Below are 17,495 nucleotides of genomic sequence, written 5' to 3' on the forward strand. Positions count from 1 at the left end.
TCGCTTTCCTGCAGAACAAAGTCTCCCAAGCAAAAGCCGCCCATGGCTAAAGACATCACCAACGAAGACATCGAACTCCTCGATGAGCTGGGCGTCGAGACCAAGACAGAAGCTGCCGGCGGCCGATCCGACCGCGAGTTGCGCATCATCGCGGGCTTCGAGGAAGTCGAACGCTTCCTCGAGACCCATGGACGCAAGCCGGAACACGGGGAGCACCGCGATATTTTCGAGCGGATTTATGCGGAGCGTTTGGACCGCATCCGCGCCTCGGGCGAATGCCGCGAAGTGCTGCGCGATCGGGACAAGCACGGGCTGCTCGCCGATGCTTCGGCTGTTGCCACGGCCAGAGTGCGCGAGGAACCCGACGACCGCGCCCTGCTGGACGAGTTGGGGGCCGCGTCGCCGGCGCCCGATGACATCACACGGCTGGTTCACGTGCGCCCGCGCGAGGAAATCAAAGCAGCCGAGGAAGTCGCCAGACGCAACCCTTGCCCGGACTTCGCCGCCTTCCGGCCGCTCTTCGAATCCGTGCAAAGCCAACTGGCAAACGGCGAGCGTCATACCCTCAAATACCAGGACAACGCCGAGGTAAAAAAAGGCGACCTGTTCATCCTCGACGGACAAAAACTGCTCGTGGCCGAAATGGGTGAGACTTTCGTCAGCGATTACGGACGCCCCGACCGGCGGCTGCGCGTGGTTTATGACAACGGGACCGAGAGCGATCTCCTGCTGCGCTCACTGCAACGCGCTTTGAACAAGGACAAAGCCAGCCGCCGCATCAGCGAACCCGATCTGGGGCCTTTGTTTTCGGCCGAGGAGGAAAGCGAGGATTTCCCCAGCGGTCACATTTACGTGCTTCGCAGCAAGTCCGGGCATCCGTTCGTCGCGCAAAATCGCAACGTGCTCCACAAAATCGGCGTGACGGGCGGCGACGTGAAACGGCGCATCGCCCATGCCGCCAAAGACCCCACTTATCTGCTGTCCGAGGTTGAGATCGTCGCCACTTTCAAACTCTCCAACATCAACCGCCAACGCCTCGAAGCCCTGCTGCACAAGTTTTTTGCTCCAGGACGCCTCGGCTTGGAGCTGAAAGACCGCTTCGGTTTTGCAGTGGAACCGAAGGAGTGGTTTCTCGTGCCGCTGCCGGTCATCGAGGAAGCAATCCAAAAGCTCGTGGACGGCACGATCGAAAACTACCGCTACGACCAAAAAACCGCGCGGCTACAGCCCATTTAGCGCACCCGGAACATCCGGAGCCACTCTCCGCCTTGGCTTCGATCACACCCCCGCGAGCTTCCGCGCCGTGAGCAAAGTGTCGATGTCGCCGACCGTCTTGTCGCGGCGCAATCGCTTGATGCGCGGAAAACGCAGCGCCAAGCCGCTCGGATGACGCGTGCTGGACTGGATGGAGTCGAAGGCGACCTCGATGACCAACTCAGGTTCCACCTCGTGCAGGCGTCCCTTCACACGCCTCACACGTTCGAGAAACCACGGGGTCAGTTCGGCGATCTCTTTGTCGGTGAGGCCGGAATAGGCTTTTCCGATCGTCAGGAGCGCGCCGCTCTCCTCGTCGCGCACGGCAAACGTGTAATCGCTCAACACCTCGCGTCTCCGCCCGTGGCCGTATTCCACGCCGGTCACGACGACATCGAGCGTGGCAAATTCTTTTTTCAATTTGATCCACGACAACCCGCGACGCCCGGGCGTGTAGGCGCTTTCCGGATCTTTGCAGACAAGCCCCTCGTTTCCGCGCGCCCGGGCCGACCGGAATACTTCCTCCACGGCCGCCGCGCTTTCCAACCGCATCACCGGCGCGATGGCAAGCGGACGAACCAGCGGCAGTTGGTCCAAAACCTCACGCCGCCGGCGCCAAGGCTGCTTCAGCAATGTTTCACCGCCACGCATCAGCACATCGAACGCCACGAACTCCACCGGGATATCCTCGGTGAGAAACAAATCCGCTTCGCGGCGGTTGAGACGTTTTTGCAGATCGAAAAAGGTCAGACGCCGACCCGCGACCGACGCCAGGATTTCGCCGTCGAGGATGGCGGATCCTTCCAACTTCGCCGCAGCTTGTGCGATCTCGGGAAACTGCGGGGTGATGCGCCGAAGGTCGCGGGAGAAAATTTCGCAGCGCCCGCCCTCCACATGCACCTGCGCGCGGATGCCGTCGTATTTGTCCTCCGCCCACACGATGCAGCGACCGCCGGCGAGACGCGCCCAAACTGCTTCACCGTCAGGCTCGGATCCGGCCAGCATGGATTTGACGGGATGAAAAACGCGCAGGCCGACCGTGCTCAGCTCCCCTTTTTTCGCGGCCAGTGCCAAGGCCCCCGTGTCGCCGAGCAACATTCCCGCTTCGCGCACCTCGTCCGGCTGCATGCCGAATGCTTTGGCTATGGCCTCCTCGAGAAGCCCTTCCTTCAACCCGATGCGCAGGTCACCGGTGAGGATCCGCACCACGCAAGAGGCTTCGATGCTGCTGCAGCGCTTGAAAAATTCCTCGAGAAGGGATTGCTTGCGCACCGGACCGCGTGCGGCGGCGAGACCGGCGAACAAGTTCTGCACGGAGTCCAGACCGAACGCGGTTTGCGAAACGCGGCCGGCCATGATCTCGCGTGCCGCGAGCCCCGCATCGTTGCAGCGCCTCGAAATGGCGCGCACTTCCTCCTCGGACGCGCCGCTGGCCGCCCCGAGCGCGCGGCGCAGCACCGCCCAGCCTGTTTGCGCGACGAGTCCGGCCGTCGAACCAAATGGTTGCCCCGTGAACCACGTCGCGGCGCACCGGAGATCATCATTGTCCAAGATCCGCAGATAATCAGCCAGCAGTGCCGTTTTGGCCGACCGTCCCGTTGCCGCGCCGACCGCCTCGGCCAGCGCGCAGAATTCACCGAACGGCGACTCCGGAAGTTGTTCGCCGGCGCCTGCGGATTCCCGCACGCGTGCAGAGGACGGTGCGACGAACCCGGAAAACTCGAGCTGGTCCGGGCTGAGCAGCGACCAAGCCTCCACGCCGCGTTCGCGCAGATCGCGCGCAAACTCGGAGGCATAGCCGTGCAGGGTGAGAACGCGCTTGGGCTGCACCAGTCCGACATATTTCAGCAGGTCGTCGTAGCCCGCGTGGTCGCTGAGGGGAAATGCGGCGTCCACTTGGTAACGATGCACCGCTCCCGGGATCATGGCCCACCCGGTCAACATGGCCACCCGGCGTTTCTTGATGCGCGAGATCATGCGCGATCCGCGCACGCTGGGCGGACAAATCAGCACGTGCCCCGCAACGCCGGAGGCCTTGTATTCGGCGAAGTCCGGAATCCCCGGCACAAGTTCGCGGTAGATGCGCGTGAGCTTGGCCACGGCCCCGTGCAGCATCGGCTTCAATCCCGCGGCCGCCACCGCGCAGAGGATTTCCTGCGCTTTGCCCAGTGAGTAACCGAGCAGCACCGGCACTTCACCGTCTTCCAGAGCCTCGCGGCAGAATTTCACCACTTCGGACAACACCCGCTCCGTCGGAGGAAAAACGAACTCCGGTTTGCCGAAGGTTGTTTCCATGATGAGCGTGTCGGCCTGACGCCATGCGATCGGCTCGCTCGAAAGGCCCGCGCGCAGTTTGAAGTCTCCCGTGTAAAGCAAAGTTCCGTCCCCGGTTTTCAGATGCAATTGCGAGGACCCATGCACATGCCCCGCCGGAAGCAGGGTGAACTCGGCACCGCGCAGCATCCCCGGTGCGCCGAACTCCAACACGTGCTCGTGCGGTGACGCACCAATCCTCGCCCGCATCAATCTCGATGTCCCCGGCGAGAGCACTGTCTCTCGGTGCCGCCCCGCGTGGTCGCTGTGCGCGTGCGACACGAATGCGAAACCGCGCGGAACATCCGGATCCAGCCACAGGTCGAGATGCGGCAAATGGACCCCGCCGCGATAGAGCACTTCGATCATGGCAACAGCTCCGACCACGATGGGCCCGAATAAACCGGCTGGAAGCACCTTCGCACGGGACTATTATGCACTTTCCGAAACATCATGTCCGCTCCCCAAAGCACCATTGCCATAGTTTACGACTATGACCAGACCTTGAGTCCGCAATACATGCAGGAAGAGGCGATTTTCCCGCATTTCGGGATCGACGGGAAACAGTTTTGGCAGCGCTGTGGCGACCTCGTGCAGAAGCACGGCTACGAGAACGAACTGGCCTACATGAAGGCGCTCCTCGATTACCTCGAGCCGGACCGTCCGACCAACGCGCAACTGCGCGAACTCGGCGCCAGACTCAGCTTTTTCCCCGGCCTCCCGGAAATGTTCGAGCAACTCAAAAGCGGGCTCCTCACCGCGGAACACGAAGCGCACGGGATCAGTGTCGAACACTACATCGTAAGTTCCGGGCTGAAGGAACTTATCGTCGGAAGCCGCATCGAACCCTACGTGCGCAGGATCTTCGGTTGCGAATATGCCGAGGACGCGGACGGACACATCACTTTCCCCAAACGTGTCATCAGCCACACGCAGAAGACGCAATTCCTCTTCCGCATCAACAAGGGCATGCTCGACTTGTCCCAGGATGTGAACGACCACATGCCGTCCGAACTCCGTCCCGTGCCTTTCCAGAACATGATCTATGTGGGCGACGGCCCCACCGATGTCCCGTGCTTCACGGTGATGAAAAACGCGGGCGGACGCGCCATCGCGGTTTACAATCCGGAGGACAAATCCCGCGTCAGTTTCAAAAAGAGCTACCAACTTACCGCGCACGCGGACCGCGTCCGGCACATCGCGCCGGCCGATTACCGTCCGGGCAGCCACCTGCGCCTGATCCTCGAGGAGATGGTGACCGAGATTGCCGACAGCATCGTGGCGCGCCGGCGTGAGGACATCGAGTCCGCCACCGTCCGCGCGCCCAAGCATTGAGTTTTAGCGGTGTCACCGCCGGGGACGGTGGCGCCGGATTTTCCGCAGTCATGCCGTCGCTCCGCCGCAATATTCCGCTGTTTGTCGCTTTCCGCGTTCTTTTTCACGCGCGGTTTTACTATCCGGTCATCGGCGTTCTCTTCCTCGACCTCGGCCTCAACTTGGAGCAATACGCCCTGCTCAACGTCGTCTGGGCCGTGGTCATCATCGTGCTGGAAATCCCCTCCGGCGCGCTGGCCGACGTCATCGGACGCAAACGCGTCGTGGTCCTCGCGGCCGCGTTGATGGTGGCCGAAATGGCCGTCTTGGCCTTCGCACCGCGCGGCACATGGATGTTCTGGCTGCTCGTGCTGAACAGGATTCTCAGCGGCGCCGCCGAAGCCTGCGCCAGCGGGGCCGACGAAGCGCTCGCTTACGATTCGCTGCCGCAAGCCGACCGACGGACTGCCTGGCCGCGGGTGCTTGAATCGCTCATGCGCTGGAAATCCGCCGGATTTTTCCTCGCCATGATCACCGGTGCCGCGCTTTTCGACTCGAATTTCATGTCTTCGGTCTTTGGATGGGCAGGATGGGCGCCCGCCGACGGCTCCACCGTCCGCTGGCCGGTCTATGCCACGCTGGCCACCTCGATCCTCTGCCTGGTCGTCGCACTGAACTTCCGCGAACCGCCGACGGATACGCGCGGCGGACGCCATGCGATCGGGCGCGCATGGCAAAACGTGGTCGAAGGCGCCATCCGTGTCTTCACCTCCCGCCGCATCCTTTTTCTCATGGTCGCATCGCTCCTCATCGACAGCTTCGTGCGCATCTTCCTCACCTTCGCCAGCAACTACTACCGGCTCATCGAGTTGCCGGCCCTGGTCAACGGACTTCTCGGCTCCGGTCTGGCTTTGCTCGGATTCGCGGTCGCCCCGCTCGCCAAGCGCATGGTTGCGCACCGCGGCGTGGTGACAAATTACGCCGTCGTCGCCGTTCTCGTGCTCACGGGTCTCGCCGGAACCGCGATGGCGCTGCCCTACTGGGGAGCGTGGGTTGTCGTTCCGCTCGGCGTGGCCATGTCCGCCCTGCAGTTTTTCACCTCGAATTATCTCAACCAGTGGACCGAGTCGCATGTCCGCGCCACCGTTTTGAGTTTCCGCGGCGTGGCGTTCAATCTCGGCTACGCCGTCGCCGGGATCCTTTTTGCTCAACTCACCGCGCACCTTCGCGCCGCGCATCCCGGCGCCGACGAGAATTCGATTTTCGCCATGTCACTTCCCTGGCTTCCGGCAATCTTCCTGGGTTGCGGCATATTGTTATGGCTGGCTTTGCGTTGGACGCAAAAAGCCGGAAGCAATATCCCGCCGGTTGCCGGCAGAGATTGAATCCCGGTCCCGCGGCGGTTTTTCCCGTTGGCCGGATTCGATGGCAGTCTTAGCATGACCGCCTCATGAGTCAGGCCGCCAACATCCTGCTCGTCGGCATCGGCGGATTCGCCGGAGCCGTGGCCCGCTATCTGCTCGGCGGATGGATCCTCCACCGCACGTTCGGCGCGAAGTTTCCGTGGAGCACATTCGCCGTGAATGCGGCAGGTTGTCTCGTGATCGGCCTGCTGTCGGGGCTTGTCGAACGTTCCGAATGGTTCACGCCGCAACTTCGCCTTTTGCTTTTCACGGGATTGCTCGGCGGATTCACCACGTTCTCCGCCTTCGGGCTGGAAACGGTTTTTCTTTTGCGGCGGGGCGAGCCGCTTGTCGCCACAGCCTACGTTCTGGCCAGCGTGTGCGTCTGCGTGGCCGCGGTATGGTCCGGATGGCGCGCGGCGGAGATGCTACCGCGCTGAGGGAAGGACCGAACACATGGCATTGAAACTGCCAACGTTGGCCGCCACGGGAGCACTGGTGCTCTGCGCCACGGTGTCCGCGCAAGTGCAGCAAGCGCCGGAAAAACCGTGGATGCAATGGGACTACGCTACGGGGGACTGGGACAAAAACCGGCCGCTGCTCTCGGATCGCGGAGTGGAAATTTTCGCCACTTACACTTCGCAGGTATGGGGCAATGTCACGGGCGGGTTGAAGCGCGGCGCGACTTACAGCGGCTTGTTCCAATTCGGTCTCGATGCCGATCTGGAGAAAGCGATAGGTTGGAAGGGCGGGTCATTCAACACTACGTGGGTGTGGATCGCGGGCGGATCCCCGACGACCGATCTCACCGGCGCGCTTTTTCCCGCAAGCGGCACCGAAGCCCCGACCGGATTCAGAGCTCTCGACCTGTGGCTGCAGCAAAAATTTTTCGATGATGTAGCGACCCTGCGCGCGGGGCTTTTCAACATCGACCGCGATTTCACCGTATCCCGGAACGCAGCCCTGATGCTCAACGCCGCGTTCGGATGGCCGCTGCTTTACAACGGCAGCCTCGGAGGCCCGCCCGCCTACCCGTTCGCCGCTCCGGGACTCTACGGGTCGGTCGAGCCGGGAGGCGGATGGAAATTCCAAGCAGCCATTATGCAGGGCGATGTCTGGCCACCCGCGCAGAATCCGACGAATTTTTACTGGAAAATCGACCGCATGAACGGGCTGCTTTGCGCGGGCGAAGCCCAATATGCTTATGACAAAGCACCGCTGCCCGGCACGGTGAAACTCGGCGTGATGTTCAACACGGGATATCCCGATTCCGTGGATGGAACCGGCGAGGCTTGGGGCGGCTCTTTTTTCTACGGAATCATCGACCAACTAATCTGGCGCGAACCGGGATGCAGCGCGGACTGTCCGCAAGGATTGTCGTGGTTCAACCGCACGGGATTCAGCGGCACTTTGGACCGCAGTCCGGTCGGGATGCTTTTCAACACGGGCTTCGTGTATGAAGGGCTTTTCGCGGGGCGCGACGACGACGCGGCGGGAATCGGTCTGGTCTGGACCCAACTCTCAGCCGGGCAAGCCGCGCAGCTCGACGGCTCCGGCCGCGGGACCGAAATGGTATTGGAGGCGACTTACCAGGTGCAGATCAGTCCGTGCCTCACGTTGCAACCCGACGTGCAATTCATCGTGCAGCCGGGCGGCAGCACCGCCGTGCCGGATGCGCTCGTCATCGGCATGAGCGCATCGGTTTCGTTCTGACTCCCCGCTCAGGGATACAGCGTCCCGTTTTCGCGCGCTGCTTCGGTGTAGATCGGCGGCACGGTCAATCCCCGAGCACGGAGCAGACCTTGGCGGATCGCCACCTCGAAACTTGACGATTCCACGGGCGGTGGCGCGCCGGGCGATTCACGGTCATCCAACCAATCGATGGCCAGTTCCATCGCCTTCTCCCCGTAATCGTCGGGCGGCGGGGCAAAGCTCAGCGAGCCCCCCGCGGGAACAAAGCCGACACCCGTTCCAACGGGGAGCGCCTTGGAATTTGCTTCCGTCCACCGGACCACGTCGCCCCCCGAGACGGTCCCGGCGTCGTCCACGCTCCGCGGCATATGGCCGGCGTCGAGCACGATGAGAAGATCGGCCCCACTTTCCCGCACGAAACGCCGCCATTCCTCGAATGTCCTCACAGCATCGGACGCCACCAAGCGATGCGGAGACCAGTCGAAGGCGCGCACTTGTTCGAGTTCCGCCATGACAGCTTCGTTGCGCAGGCCCAAGGCGGCAATGCGCCGCGATGCACGCGGCTGCAGGTCGCCGGCCAGATCGCGAAGCGCATCCAAAGGCAGGCGGTCCGCGATGCCGGAAACATTCTCCCTGCCGTTGTAGCCGTAGTGCCCGGGCAGCTCGTTGATGGAGACATAAATGATGCGCGGCAGCGCCAAGCCCGGATATTCCCGCGCGATGAAAGCATTGGCCGGGTCGTCCACGGCGATGAGCACATCGGGCCGGATCCGTTCCACCGTGCGCCGGGCCTCGGCCGCGGCAACGGCGGACGCGCCCGATGCGCGGTCCGGAACGTCGAGATAACACCACTCCACGGAAAGCGGTCGGCGGTTGCGCTCCAACACCGCCCCGGCACCTTGCTTGAATTTTTGCGACCAAAGAGTGTCCTCGGCCGAAGAGCCGAGCACCAGAATGCGCGGTTTGACCGCGACAAAGAGGCCGAGAAAGAACAGGAATCCGGCGAGAAAAACACCGGCGAGAAAATTCCTCCAGTGCGCACTCATAGAAATCCGAGCCATTTCCACCACGGGATCGATGCAAAAGCCGCGGCAAGCCTCCCGGCATTCAGCCACATGTTGTAGCGCAGAAAGGCAGCTTCATCGATGCGCCGGTCCAACCCGAGCGAACACATCTGCAAATATCCCGTCGTGCCCTGGTAGCGGACGAACCATATGTCGCTGAACATCGCGGCAAGAAATATGGCGATCCACGGATGGATCCCGCCCGACATGGCGACAGGCATGAGGATGATCGCCGAGGTGAGCATGCAAGGCGTCACGGTGAGAACAAACCGCAACGCCAATGTCGTGGCCAGCGCGGCGACGATGAACAGTCCGATGTTGCCGCCGACGAAGGCAAAAAGTCCGGCACTTGCGGCTCCAAGCGACTCGCCGATGCCCAGGTGGTTCATGATGCGGAGAATGCTGTCCACCCCGAGAAGAAAAACGATCATCGGCCAGTCGATGTTCTTGCGGAACTCCTGGCGGGTCAGAAGCCCGGAAAACAGCAGGGCGATGAGAACACATCCCCCGAGCACGGAAGGCGGAACATGATGCCATGAGACCGTGAGACAACCGCAGAGAAAGAAGGTGAAAAGAAAAGCGGCCATCCATTCGGCGGCTTTCATCGGCCCCAGGGCGGACAAGCGTTGCCGCAGGTCGTCCGCGCAGAGGCGTTCGGCCTCGCCGCGGGGAAAAACACGGGCCATGGCCGCGAAATGCGCGGCGGTGACAACGATTGCCGCGACCGCCGCAGCCACGAGCCAGAAAATACCGAGGAATTCCGGCTGCATCTGCGCGGGCAGGAAGCCGATGGCCGCGATGTTCGCGCCACGGCTGGTGGCCATCATCGGAGCGAAAAGCGTTCCACCGGCGAAAGTCGCCGCGAACAGCGCCGTGACGGCAAGACCCCGCGCGGGCAAGCGCATGATATCGGCCATGTCGCGGAAGACCGGGACAAGCAAGGCGATGCGGGCGTTGGCTGAAGGCATCACCGGCGAAAGCAGATAGCCGCCCGCGAGCAGGACGAGTTGCCGCCAGAATGGGCGATCGGGCAATTTGAGCAGCGACCATAGCATCAGGCGCGTGCTCAGGGCGGAAGATGTGACGACAGCCGAGAGCGCAAAAACACCGAGCAACATCAACAGCGTCGGGGATGAAAATCCCCCCAGCGCGACCCTGGCGGGAGCGAGGCCGCTGAACACCGTGGCCACCACGGCGAGAAGAACCGGCACATATTCGTCGGCCAAGGTGAACATCCACGCCAGCACGGTCGCCGACATAATGGCGCAAAAAAGCGCCGCTTGCGTGTCGAACTTCCATGAGAGCGCGGCGAGATAGACCAAGGGCGGAAGCACGGAGATCGCCACCCAGCCGGCAATCTGCGCGCGGGGCACAGCCGGCGCTCCGGACTCCGCGCGCCGCCGGCGGAACAGGGCAAAGGCGAGGCCGGCGGCGATGGCGACCGCGTAAAAGGCGGCCACCGGCCAGTAGCGCAACCATGCCGGATTGAAAAGCGTCTCCATCGTTCGGGCTGGAAGTTCAACCCGATTTCACCTGGCGAAACAGGACAAAACGCCGGACAGCCTTTTTGCTCTTGCCATGATGCACGCGATAAAAAGAGCCTCCCGTCATGCCCCTCGAAGGAAAAAGCCCCGCGCATATCGCCAGGGCGGCGCGCCGTCTATCGAAGCCGTTTTGCATCACGAACGGCAAAAAGTTCCGCCTTCGCGACCACGACCCCGGCGACACGCTCGACTTCGGCACCGACGACAAGGAGCGCTCCAAGGAAGCGCTGGCGGCCGGAGTGCGCGCCCTCGCCGATCTGCAGGACAAACTCTACGCGCAGGACCAATGGGCGGTGCTGCTTGTCTTCCAGGCCATGGACGCCGCGGGCAAAGATGGCGTGATCAAGCACGTGATGTCCGGCATCAACCCGCAGGGTTGCGAAGTCCATTCGTTCAAGGCCCCGACCAGCGAGGAACTCGACCACGACTTTCTCTGGCGCTGCTCGAGGCGCGTCCCCGAGCGCGGCCGCATCGGGATTTTCAACCGCAGCTACTACGAGGAAGTGCTTGTCGTCCGCGTTCATCCGGAAATCCTGCACAAACAGAAAGTGCCGCCGGCTTTGCTGAAGAAGAAAATCTGGGACCAGAGGCACCGTGACATACGCGCCTTCGAGCGTTATCTGGGGCGCAACGGCATCCTTGTCCGGAAATTCTTCCTCAACGTGTCGAAGAATGAGCAGAAAAAACGCTTCCTCGAGCGCATCGAAACGCCGGAGAAAAACTGGAAATTCTCTTCCGCCGATGTGCGCGAGCGGGCTCATTGGGACGATTACCAGCGGGTTTACGAGGATATGATCCGCGCCACAGCGACCGAGGAGGCGCCGTGGTATGTCGTGCCGGCGGACCATAAATGGTTCAGCCGTCTCGTCGTGGCCGCCGCGGTCATCGAAACACTCGCCTCGCTCGATCTCGCCTATCCGGTGATCGGCGCCGCGCAGAAGAAAGAACTGGCCGCGGCGAAGAAAGAGTTGCTGGCGGAGAAGTAGCGGCTACTCGCCGATGATTTTCACCAGCACGCGCTTGCGGCGCAGGCCGTCGAATTCACCGTAGAAAATCTGCTCCCACGGTCCGAAGTCGAGAGTGCCCTTGGTCACGGCGACGACGACTTCCCGCCCCATGATGCTGCGCTTGAGGTGCGCGTCGGCGTTGTCCTCCGCACCGTTGTGGCGGTATTGGCTGTGCGGTTTTTCCGGAGCGAGTTTCTCGAGCCACTTTTCGAAGTCGGCGTGCAACCCGCTTTCGTCGTCGTTGATGAAGACACTGGCCGTGATGTGCATGGCATTGACCAGACACAGACCTTCCTTGATCCCGCTGGCACGCAGACAGTTCTCGACCTGCGGCGTGATGTTGATCAGCCCGCGCCGCGCGGGCACCTCAAACCACAGTTCTTGGCGGAAAGATTTCATGGACAGTTTCAGTTATTGGCGATGCGGACGTGCATCTTAGCACGAAGGGATGCCGTCCTATTCGTTTCACGGACCGGCGGCGCGCAGCGGCGCGATCAGCGCGTATTCGCCTTTTGCGAGGAGGTTGGGATCGATGGCAGCGGCAAGATTGCGTGCTTTTGATTCCTCGCCGTTGGCCGCGAGGATCGCGATGGCAATCGCCTGCTGGCCGGGGGGCATTCGTTCGACGAAAATATCAAAGTCGTCGAAAACACCGAGCGCCGCGCGCGCCTGGCCAGCCTTGAGCAAAGCCAGTGCGTGGGTCATGCGCAAATTGACATCGGCCGGGTTGGTCGCCAGAGCCGCGGCGGTTTCCCGCGGATCAGCAGCGGCACCGGACATCAGTTTGTCATAGCGACCGTAGTCTTCGACGGAAGCCGCATGGGGCGAGGCGGCGAGAGCGCGTTCGTAGGCAGCGTGCAGGCTGGCTGGTTGTCCTCCGCGGCCGAAGCGTTCGCGCGCCACGCGGAACGACAGTTCGGAGGTCTCGGCCTCCCCGCACATTTCGATGATCTGCTGGTCGGCCAACTGCCGGAACCCTGCTTCATCAAGGAGCCCCAGGGTCATGGCCGACGTGCCTTCGCGCGCGGAGCTGCGCACGGCATCTTGGGCACACTTCTCCGCCTGTGCCGTGCGGCCGAGCTTGGCATTGGCCTGCGCCGCGACCGCGAGCATCAGGCTGCGAGGCACACTGCCTGGCCCTTCGGCCATCAAACGCAGTTCCTCCCATCGGCCCAGAGCGGACAGCGCGGCGCACCGCGTGAGGAAAGCACCCGCGTTGCGCGTCGCTTCAGCTGCCGGCAAATAAACGAGGGCGCTCTCCGGATCGCGACCCTGCGTGAGCAACCAGGCGGCCAGAGAGGCCTTGCGTTCCGGCTCCGCGCCTGCGTAGACGGCTTTCAGCCGGTTGCTCATTTCCTCCCGCTTCGCGTCGCCCGCGTTGATCATCGCCGTCGCGGCGGGAAGCAAAGCAGGGTTATCCGGCGCGGCGCGTTTCCACGCGGCGGCGCACCAGCGTTGCCGTTGTTCACGATCGGGGCGCATGCTGCCGAAAGCCAGCGCCACGGCTTTCTCGCCTTCCGGCGTGCCCAACAAGGAATCCACGAGGGACGCGATTTCTTGCGAAGCTGCAAGATTTTCGGGGCTGTTCTGGGCCGCCTTCACCCGCAGCGCCAAAGCATATCGTGCGGCCAGAAGGCGGGCCAACGTCAGGCGATTGGCGGGAACGTCTGCCGATTGTATCGCCGCCCGGGCATCGGCGAGCGCCTGTTGCAGATTTCCGCGCGAAGCATTGCGCTCCACACGGAGGGCGGCGGCCTCGGCTCCAAGTCCGGCTTCCTCGAGAGCAGCCAGCGCTTCTGTGTATTGAGTTTCGTCGCCCCCGCGCATCATGGCCATCGCCCGGGACTTGAGGTCGTCGTTGCTCAGTTCAATCCCATCGGGCAATTCCTCCCACGTTTTTGCCGCGGACGGCAGGCCCATTTTTGTCTCGATCACCGCCAATGCGCGCAGCACCGCCGGATCTTGCGGACGCAGGTTGCGGGCCGAGCTGATCTGCACCCGCACCGCCGGCCAACGCCCCTCCTCCGCGCTCTCCACTGCCTTGCGCGCCAGATCTCTTGCGCGCCAAGTGATGAAAAATTGCAGCCCGACCACGCCCACAATGATCGCCGCCAACACAAAAACCGGTGTCCACAGCACCACGCGGCGCAATACCGCGCGGAAATACGTCCGATGCCGGCTGCGGCGGATCGGACCGGTCGCCTCGCGCCACCAGCGGACGAAGAAGTCGGCCACGGCGGACTTCGTCCGGGAAAAAATCTTTCGTTTTTTGCGGCTCATCGTGAAAACACCACTCGCATTTTAGCGTGCGGATGTCGCGTGGAAAACAGTGATCTGTCGCTGAGGCAAGCTTCGCGCGCTTGCACAAGCGCATAAACGCCGCACTTCCCGTTAGCCGCAGGAGAAACCGAAGCCCGGGTTCTGCGAGGCCCGAACCGCGGCGCGGGAGTTTCGCAGGAGAGCCCGTTTCCACTGGGCATTACAGCCCATACCTTCGCGCCTTTGCCGACGCTATGGTGGTTTTTATCATCACCCATGAGTCCGCAATCTTCTGCGAAGCCGCGCCCGACTGAAATGCAGCGCGGGAAAGCCCCGCAAAACAGGGCATGACAAACAGTCCCCACGGCTTGGACGCACTTTTTGCCGCAGCCGGATCGGGATGGAAAGGGCTCACCGCGGAGGAAGCCGCCAAACGTCTCGCCGCGCATCCGCGGCATCGCGGCCGGCCGTCGCGCGGGTGGCAACTGGCGCGGATTTACCTGCGGCAGTTCCGCAGTCCGCTCGTTCTTCTGCTTCTCGCCGCGGCGTTGCTATCCCTCGCGCTCCGCGACAAAACCGACGCGTCGATCGTGCTCGGCGTTCTTTTTATGAGCACGTTCCTCGGTTTCTGGCAGGAAAGCCGGGCCGCCGATGCCGTCGCCGCACTGCTCGCGCTGGTGCGTTCGAAGTCCGATGTGCTTCGGGATGGCCGCGAAGTGCGGATCGGTGCGGATGCCGTGGTGGAGGGCGATGTGGCCATCCTCGCCGCCGGAGACGCGGTGCCGGGCGATGGGGTGATCCTCGAGAGCAAAGATCTTTACGTCGACGAATCTTCGCTCTCCGGCGAAAGCTTCCCCGCGGAAAAGCGCTCCTGGCCGGATGCCGGGCAAGACCGCGCTGTGCGCGTTTACGAGGGAACGCACGTGGTCAGCGGCACGGCGCGCGTGCTCGTCCTCAAGACCGGAGCCAACACCGAGTGGGGGTCGCTTGCGCAGGAACTCAAGGCGCACCGCGCGGAAACGGAGTTCGACAAAGGGCTGCGTCGCTTCGGTCAGATGCTCATCCAGATCACCCTCTGGCTGGTGCTGGCCATCTTCGCGATCAACGTCGTCCTCGACCGGCCGGTCATGGAATCGTTCCTCTTCGCCCTCGCGTTGGCCGTGGGGTTGGCGCCGGAACTCATGCCGGCCATCGTGACCATCACACTCTCCCGCGGCGCCCAAAAAATGGCGCGGGAACACGTGATCGTTCGGCGGTTGGCGTCGCTCGAGAACTTCGGGAGCATGACCGTTTTGTGCTCGGACAAAACCGGCACGCTCACCGAGGGTCGTGTCCGCTTTCGCGATGCGGTCGATGCGCAGGGCAAAACTTCGCCTTCCGTTCTGGAATACGCGGTGCTCAACGCCGCCTTCGAAACCGGCTTTCCCAACCCGATCGACCAGGCGCTGCGCGCGGACAAACGCGTCGATACAGGAAAATGGGAAAAACTGGACGAAGTTCCCTATGACTTTATCCGCAAGAGGCTGAGCATTGTGGCGGGGAAACGCGGCGACACGCGTGCCGTGCTTGTGACCAAAGGGGCGTTCGACCACGTTCTTTCCATTTGCCGGTCCGTGCGCACGCCGGAGGGCGAGACGCCGGTCGCTGAAGCGTCGGAAGGCCTGCGGCGTCGCTTCGAGGACTACTGCGGCGAGGGTTACCGCGTCATCGCCCTCGCCACGCGCGACGTGACCGGTGATCCGGTGATCGACAAAGCGGACGAGGCCGAGATGGCGTTCGAAGGATTCGTGCTTTTCGAGGATCCGCCCAAGCACGATGCCGCCGCGGTAGTCAGTGAATTGGCCGGTCTGGGCGTGAAGTTCACGCTGGTCACCGGGGACAACCGTCTCGCCGCCGGGCGGCTCGCGCGCCAGATGGGGATCGATCCCAATCACATCATCACGGCCAATCAACTGCGGACAATGAGCGAAAGCGCTCTCGTGCGGCGGGTGCGCGGGTGCCGCATATTCGCGGAAGTGGAACCGCACGACAAAGAGCGCATCCTTCTCGCTCTGCGGCGTGCCGGCGAGGTCACCGGCTACATGGGCGACGGGATCAACGACGCGGGGGCGCTGCGCGCAGCCGATGTCGGCATTTCGGTGGACAGCGCGGTTGATGTGGCCCGCGACACGGCGGATGTCGTTCTTCTGCGGCATGATTTGAAAGTCGTCGCGCAGGGCATCCGCAACGGGCGTATCACGCTGGGAAACACGCTCAAATACATCCACATCACGACCAGCGCGAATTTCGGAAACATGCTGAGCATGGCCGGAGCCTCGCTTTTCCTCCCGTTTCTTCCTTTGCTGCCGAAACAGATCCTGCTCAACAACTTTCTCTCCGATCTTCCCGCGCTCGCCATCGCCACGGACAAGGTCGACCGCGAACAGGTGGCGAGGCCGCATCGCTGGAGCATGCGCGAAACGAAGCGGTTCATGCTTGTTTTCGGTTTGATCAGCTCGGCCTTCGATTTCCTGCTCTTCGCTGTGCTCGTCTTTGCGCTCAAGGCGGCGCCGGAACTTTTCCGCACGGCATGGTTCACCGAATCGCTGCTCACGGAACTTTACATTATCCTCGTCATCCGCACACAACGGCCTCTTTACCGCAGCGCGCCGTCGCTCATTCTCGGATCGGCCATCGTCCTGGTGACTTTGCTCGCTTTCGCTCTGCCTTGCACGCCGCCGGGGCCGCTCTTCGCATTGCAGCCTCTTCCGCTGCGGGGCGCGGCGCTGATCTTGGTCGTCACCGTCCTCTACGTCGCCGCGAGCGAGGCCACCAAGCACCGCCTCTTCGGCGGCGCAAAACATCGCGGGAAGAAACGCGAGACATGACTGCGGCGCAGGGAATTATTCGCTTCTACCGGCATCCGGTTTGAGCCGCTGTTCAGCCAGCAATCTCCGGTGCAGCTCAAGCAAGTCCTGCTCGGAAACATCGATGAAGGTGTCCATACCCCGCACCGCAGCTATGACCGCTTCATGGGAAATACCTGCCGCCGCCGGCTCGCTTCTCTTCGCCTGCGGGCGGTGAGGATACCTTCGTCCATCAAAGGCCATTCCGAAAGCGACAGCGATCATCACCATCAGCACCGCATTTAGCCCCACGGGGAACCATACAAAGGAATAGCCGAGCGTCCTTACGACCTCGCCTCCGACCACTGCGGTGAGAGCTGTGGCGCCACCCGGCGGGTGGATGCATTTGAGAAAATGCATCGCGGCGATCGACAACGCGACAGCGCATCCCGCCGCCAACGGCAGGAGTGGAATCCACAGCGCACAAGTCACACCGATCAATGCGGAGACCAGATGCCCTCCGATCACCGGCCACGGTTGCGACAATTGCCCGTGGGGAATGGCAAAAAGAAGCACCGCTGTCGCGCCCATGGACGGTATGAGAAAAAAGGCATCCGGCGTGCCCAACGCGGCGCGGCAAACCACCAGCACAACCGCTATGGAGACGAGTCCACCCAGCGAAGAGACCATTTTCTCCCGGAGACTCACCTCGTCCATTTGCAGGCCGAGGGAACCAACAAGGCGGCCGATCATAGATTGCATGCGCAGGCCAATCTCACAGCGCGCATCATAAGCTCGAGCCTCGCAAAGTCACCCACTC

The 17,495-nt window shown here is 62.6% G+C and carries 13 protein-coding genes; 7 read left to right on the forward strand and 6 right to left on the reverse strand.

The features are described from left to right. Positions 1-42: 42 nt before the first annotated feature. Positions 43-1,236 (forward strand): GIY-YIG nuclease family protein, encoded by a 1,194-nt coding sequence (locus FGM15_10810; protein ID MBU3666348.1) that lies wholly within the window; start codon positions 43-45, stop codon positions 1,234-1,236. Between the two features lie 42 nt (positions 1,237-1,278). On the opposite strand, the gene FGM15_10815 is transcribed toward FGM15_10810, so the two are convergent. After that, entirely contained in the window at positions 1,279-3,936 is a 2,658-nt protein-coding gene (locus FGM15_10815) for an ATP-dependent DNA ligase (protein MBU3666349.1), read from the reverse strand. A gap of 84 nt (positions 3,937-4,020) precedes the next feature. On the opposite strand from FGM15_10815, the gene FGM15_10820 reads away from it, so the two are divergent. The 4 genes from FGM15_10820 (at position 4,021) to FGM15_10835 (ending at position 7,997) form a co-directional block, all read left to right on the forward strand. Next, entirely contained in the window at positions 4,021-4,902 is an 882-nt protein-coding gene (locus tag FGM15_10820; GenBank protein MBU3666350.1) for a haloacid dehalogenase-like hydrolase, read from the forward strand. Positions 4,903-4,952: 50 nt separating this feature from the next. Next, complete coding sequence (locus tag FGM15_10825) at positions 4,953-6,266, forward strand: MFS transporter (protein ID MBU3666351.1); 1,314 nt, start codon at positions 4,953-4,955, stop codon at positions 6,264-6,266. 65 nt (positions 6,267-6,331) lie between these two features. Next, positions 6,332-6,724, forward strand: coding sequence for a fluoride efflux transporter CrcB (crcB, locus tag FGM15_10830; protein ID MBU3666352.1), 393 nt, complete (start codon positions 6,332-6,334; stop codon positions 6,722-6,724). Between the two features lie 16 nt (positions 6,725-6,740). Beyond that, positions 6,741-7,997 carry a carbohydrate porin gene (locus FGM15_10835; protein MBU3666353.1) on the forward strand — a complete coding sequence of 419 codons (1,257 nt, stop codon included), beginning with the start codon at positions 6,741-6,743 and terminating at the stop codon, positions 7,995-7,997. 8 nt (positions 7,998-8,005) lie between these two features. On the opposite strand, the gene FGM15_10840 is transcribed toward FGM15_10835, so the two are convergent. Together FGM15_10840 and FGM15_10845 are read right to left on the reverse strand one after the other, a co-directional pair. Next, the gene (locus FGM15_10840) at positions 8,006-9,022 is read right to left on the reverse strand and encodes a hypothetical protein (GenBank protein ID MBU3666354.1); all 1,017 of its coding nucleotides are present in this window, start codon (positions 9,020-9,022) and stop codon (positions 8,006-8,008) included. Next, positions 9,019-10,542, reverse strand: coding sequence for a hypothetical protein (locus FGM15_10845; protein ID MBU3666355.1), 1,524 nt, complete (start codon positions 10,540-10,542; stop codon positions 9,019-9,021). The genes FGM15_10840 and FGM15_10845 overlap by 4 nt, the downstream gene beginning before the upstream one ends. Positions 10,543-10,649: 107 nt before the next feature. Here FGM15_10845 and FGM15_10850 point away from each other — a divergent pair, with 107 nt between their 5' ends. Continuing rightward, a complete protein-coding gene (locus tag FGM15_10850; protein ID MBU3666356.1) occupies positions 10,650-11,570 on the forward strand; it encodes a polyphosphate kinase 2 family protein in 921 nt (306 codons plus the stop codon). Positions 11,571-11,573: 3 nt separating this feature from the next. Here FGM15_10850 and FGM15_10855 read toward each other — a convergent pair whose 3' ends face one another. Together FGM15_10855 and FGM15_10860 are read right to left on the reverse strand one after the other, a co-directional pair. Beyond that, a complete protein-coding gene (locus tag FGM15_10855) occupies positions 11,574-11,990 on the reverse strand; it encodes a YjbQ family protein (protein MBU3666357.1) in 417 nt (138 codons plus the stop codon). Between the two features lie 66 nt (positions 11,991-12,056). Next, positions 12,057-13,871, reverse strand: a complete 1,815-nt coding sequence (locus FGM15_10860; protein ID MBU3666358.1) for a hypothetical protein — start codon at positions 13,869-13,871, stop codon at positions 12,057-12,059. Positions 13,872-14,197: 326 nt separating this feature from the next. Between FGM15_10860 and mgtA the strand changes: the two genes are divergently transcribed. Further along, positions 14,198-16,717, forward strand: a complete 2,520-nt coding sequence (gene mgtA, locus FGM15_10865) for a magnesium-translocating P-type ATPase (protein MBU3666359.1) — start codon at positions 14,198-14,200, stop codon at positions 16,715-16,717. Positions 16,718-16,732: 15 nt separating this feature from the next. Here the strand turns inward: mgtA and FGM15_10870 are convergent, their stop codons facing one another. Beyond that, a complete protein-coding gene (locus FGM15_10870; GenBank protein ID MBU3666360.1) occupies positions 16,733-17,437 on the reverse strand; it encodes a hypothetical protein in 705 nt (234 codons plus the stop codon). Positions 17,438-17,495: the final 58 nt, after the last annotated feature.

This window comes from Chthoniobacterales bacterium (assembly GCA_018883245.1).
Classification (GTDB): Bacteria; Verrucomicrobiota; Verrucomicrobiia; order Chthoniobacterales; family JACTMZ01; genus JACTMZ01.

Coding starts and splice junctions, on each gene's coding strand:
- FGM15_10810 (MBU3666348.1), top strand. CDS start 43: ATGGCTAAAGACATCACCAACGAAGACATCGAACTCCTCGATGAGCTG.
- FGM15_10815 (MBU3666349.1), bottom strand. CDS start 3,936: ATGATCGAAGTGCTCTATCGCGGCGGGGTCCATTTGCCGCATCTCGAC.
- FGM15_10820 (MBU3666350.1), top strand. CDS start 4,021: ATGTCCGCTCCCCAAAGCACCATTGCCATAGTTTACGACTATGACCAG.
- FGM15_10825 (MBU3666351.1), top strand. CDS start 4,953: ATGCCGTCGCTCCGCCGCAATATTCCGCTGTTTGTCGCTTTCCGCGTT.
- crcB (MBU3666352.1), top strand. CDS start 6,332: ATGAGTCAGGCCGCCAACATCCTGCTCGTCGGCATCGGCGGATTCGCC.
- FGM15_10835 (MBU3666353.1), top strand. CDS start 6,741: ATGGCATTGAAACTGCCAACGTTGGCCGCCACGGGAGCACTGGTGCTC.
- FGM15_10840 (MBU3666354.1), bottom strand. CDS start 9,022: ATGAGTGCGCACTGGAGGAATTTTCTCGCCGGTGTTTTTCTCGCCGGA.
- FGM15_10845 (MBU3666355.1), bottom strand. CDS start 10,542: ATGGAGACGCTTTTCAATCCGGCATGGTTGCGCTACTGGCCGGTGGCC.
- FGM15_10850 (MBU3666356.1), top strand. CDS start 10,650: ATGCCCCTCGAAGGAAAAAGCCCCGCGCATATCGCCAGGGCGGCGCGC.
- FGM15_10855 (MBU3666357.1), bottom strand. CDS start 11,990: ATGAAATCTTTCCGCCAAGAACTGTGGTTTGAGGTGCCCGCGCGGCGC.
- FGM15_10860 (MBU3666358.1), bottom strand. CDS start 13,871: ATGAGCCGCAAAAAACGAAAGATTTTTTCCCGGACGAAGTCCGCCGTG.
- mgtA (MBU3666359.1), top strand. CDS start 14,198: ATGACAAACAGTCCCCACGGCTTGGACGCACTTTTTGCCGCAGCCGGA.
- FGM15_10870 (MBU3666360.1), bottom strand. CDS start 17,437: ATGCAATCTATGATCGGCCGCCTTGTTGGTTCCCTCGGCCTGCAAATG.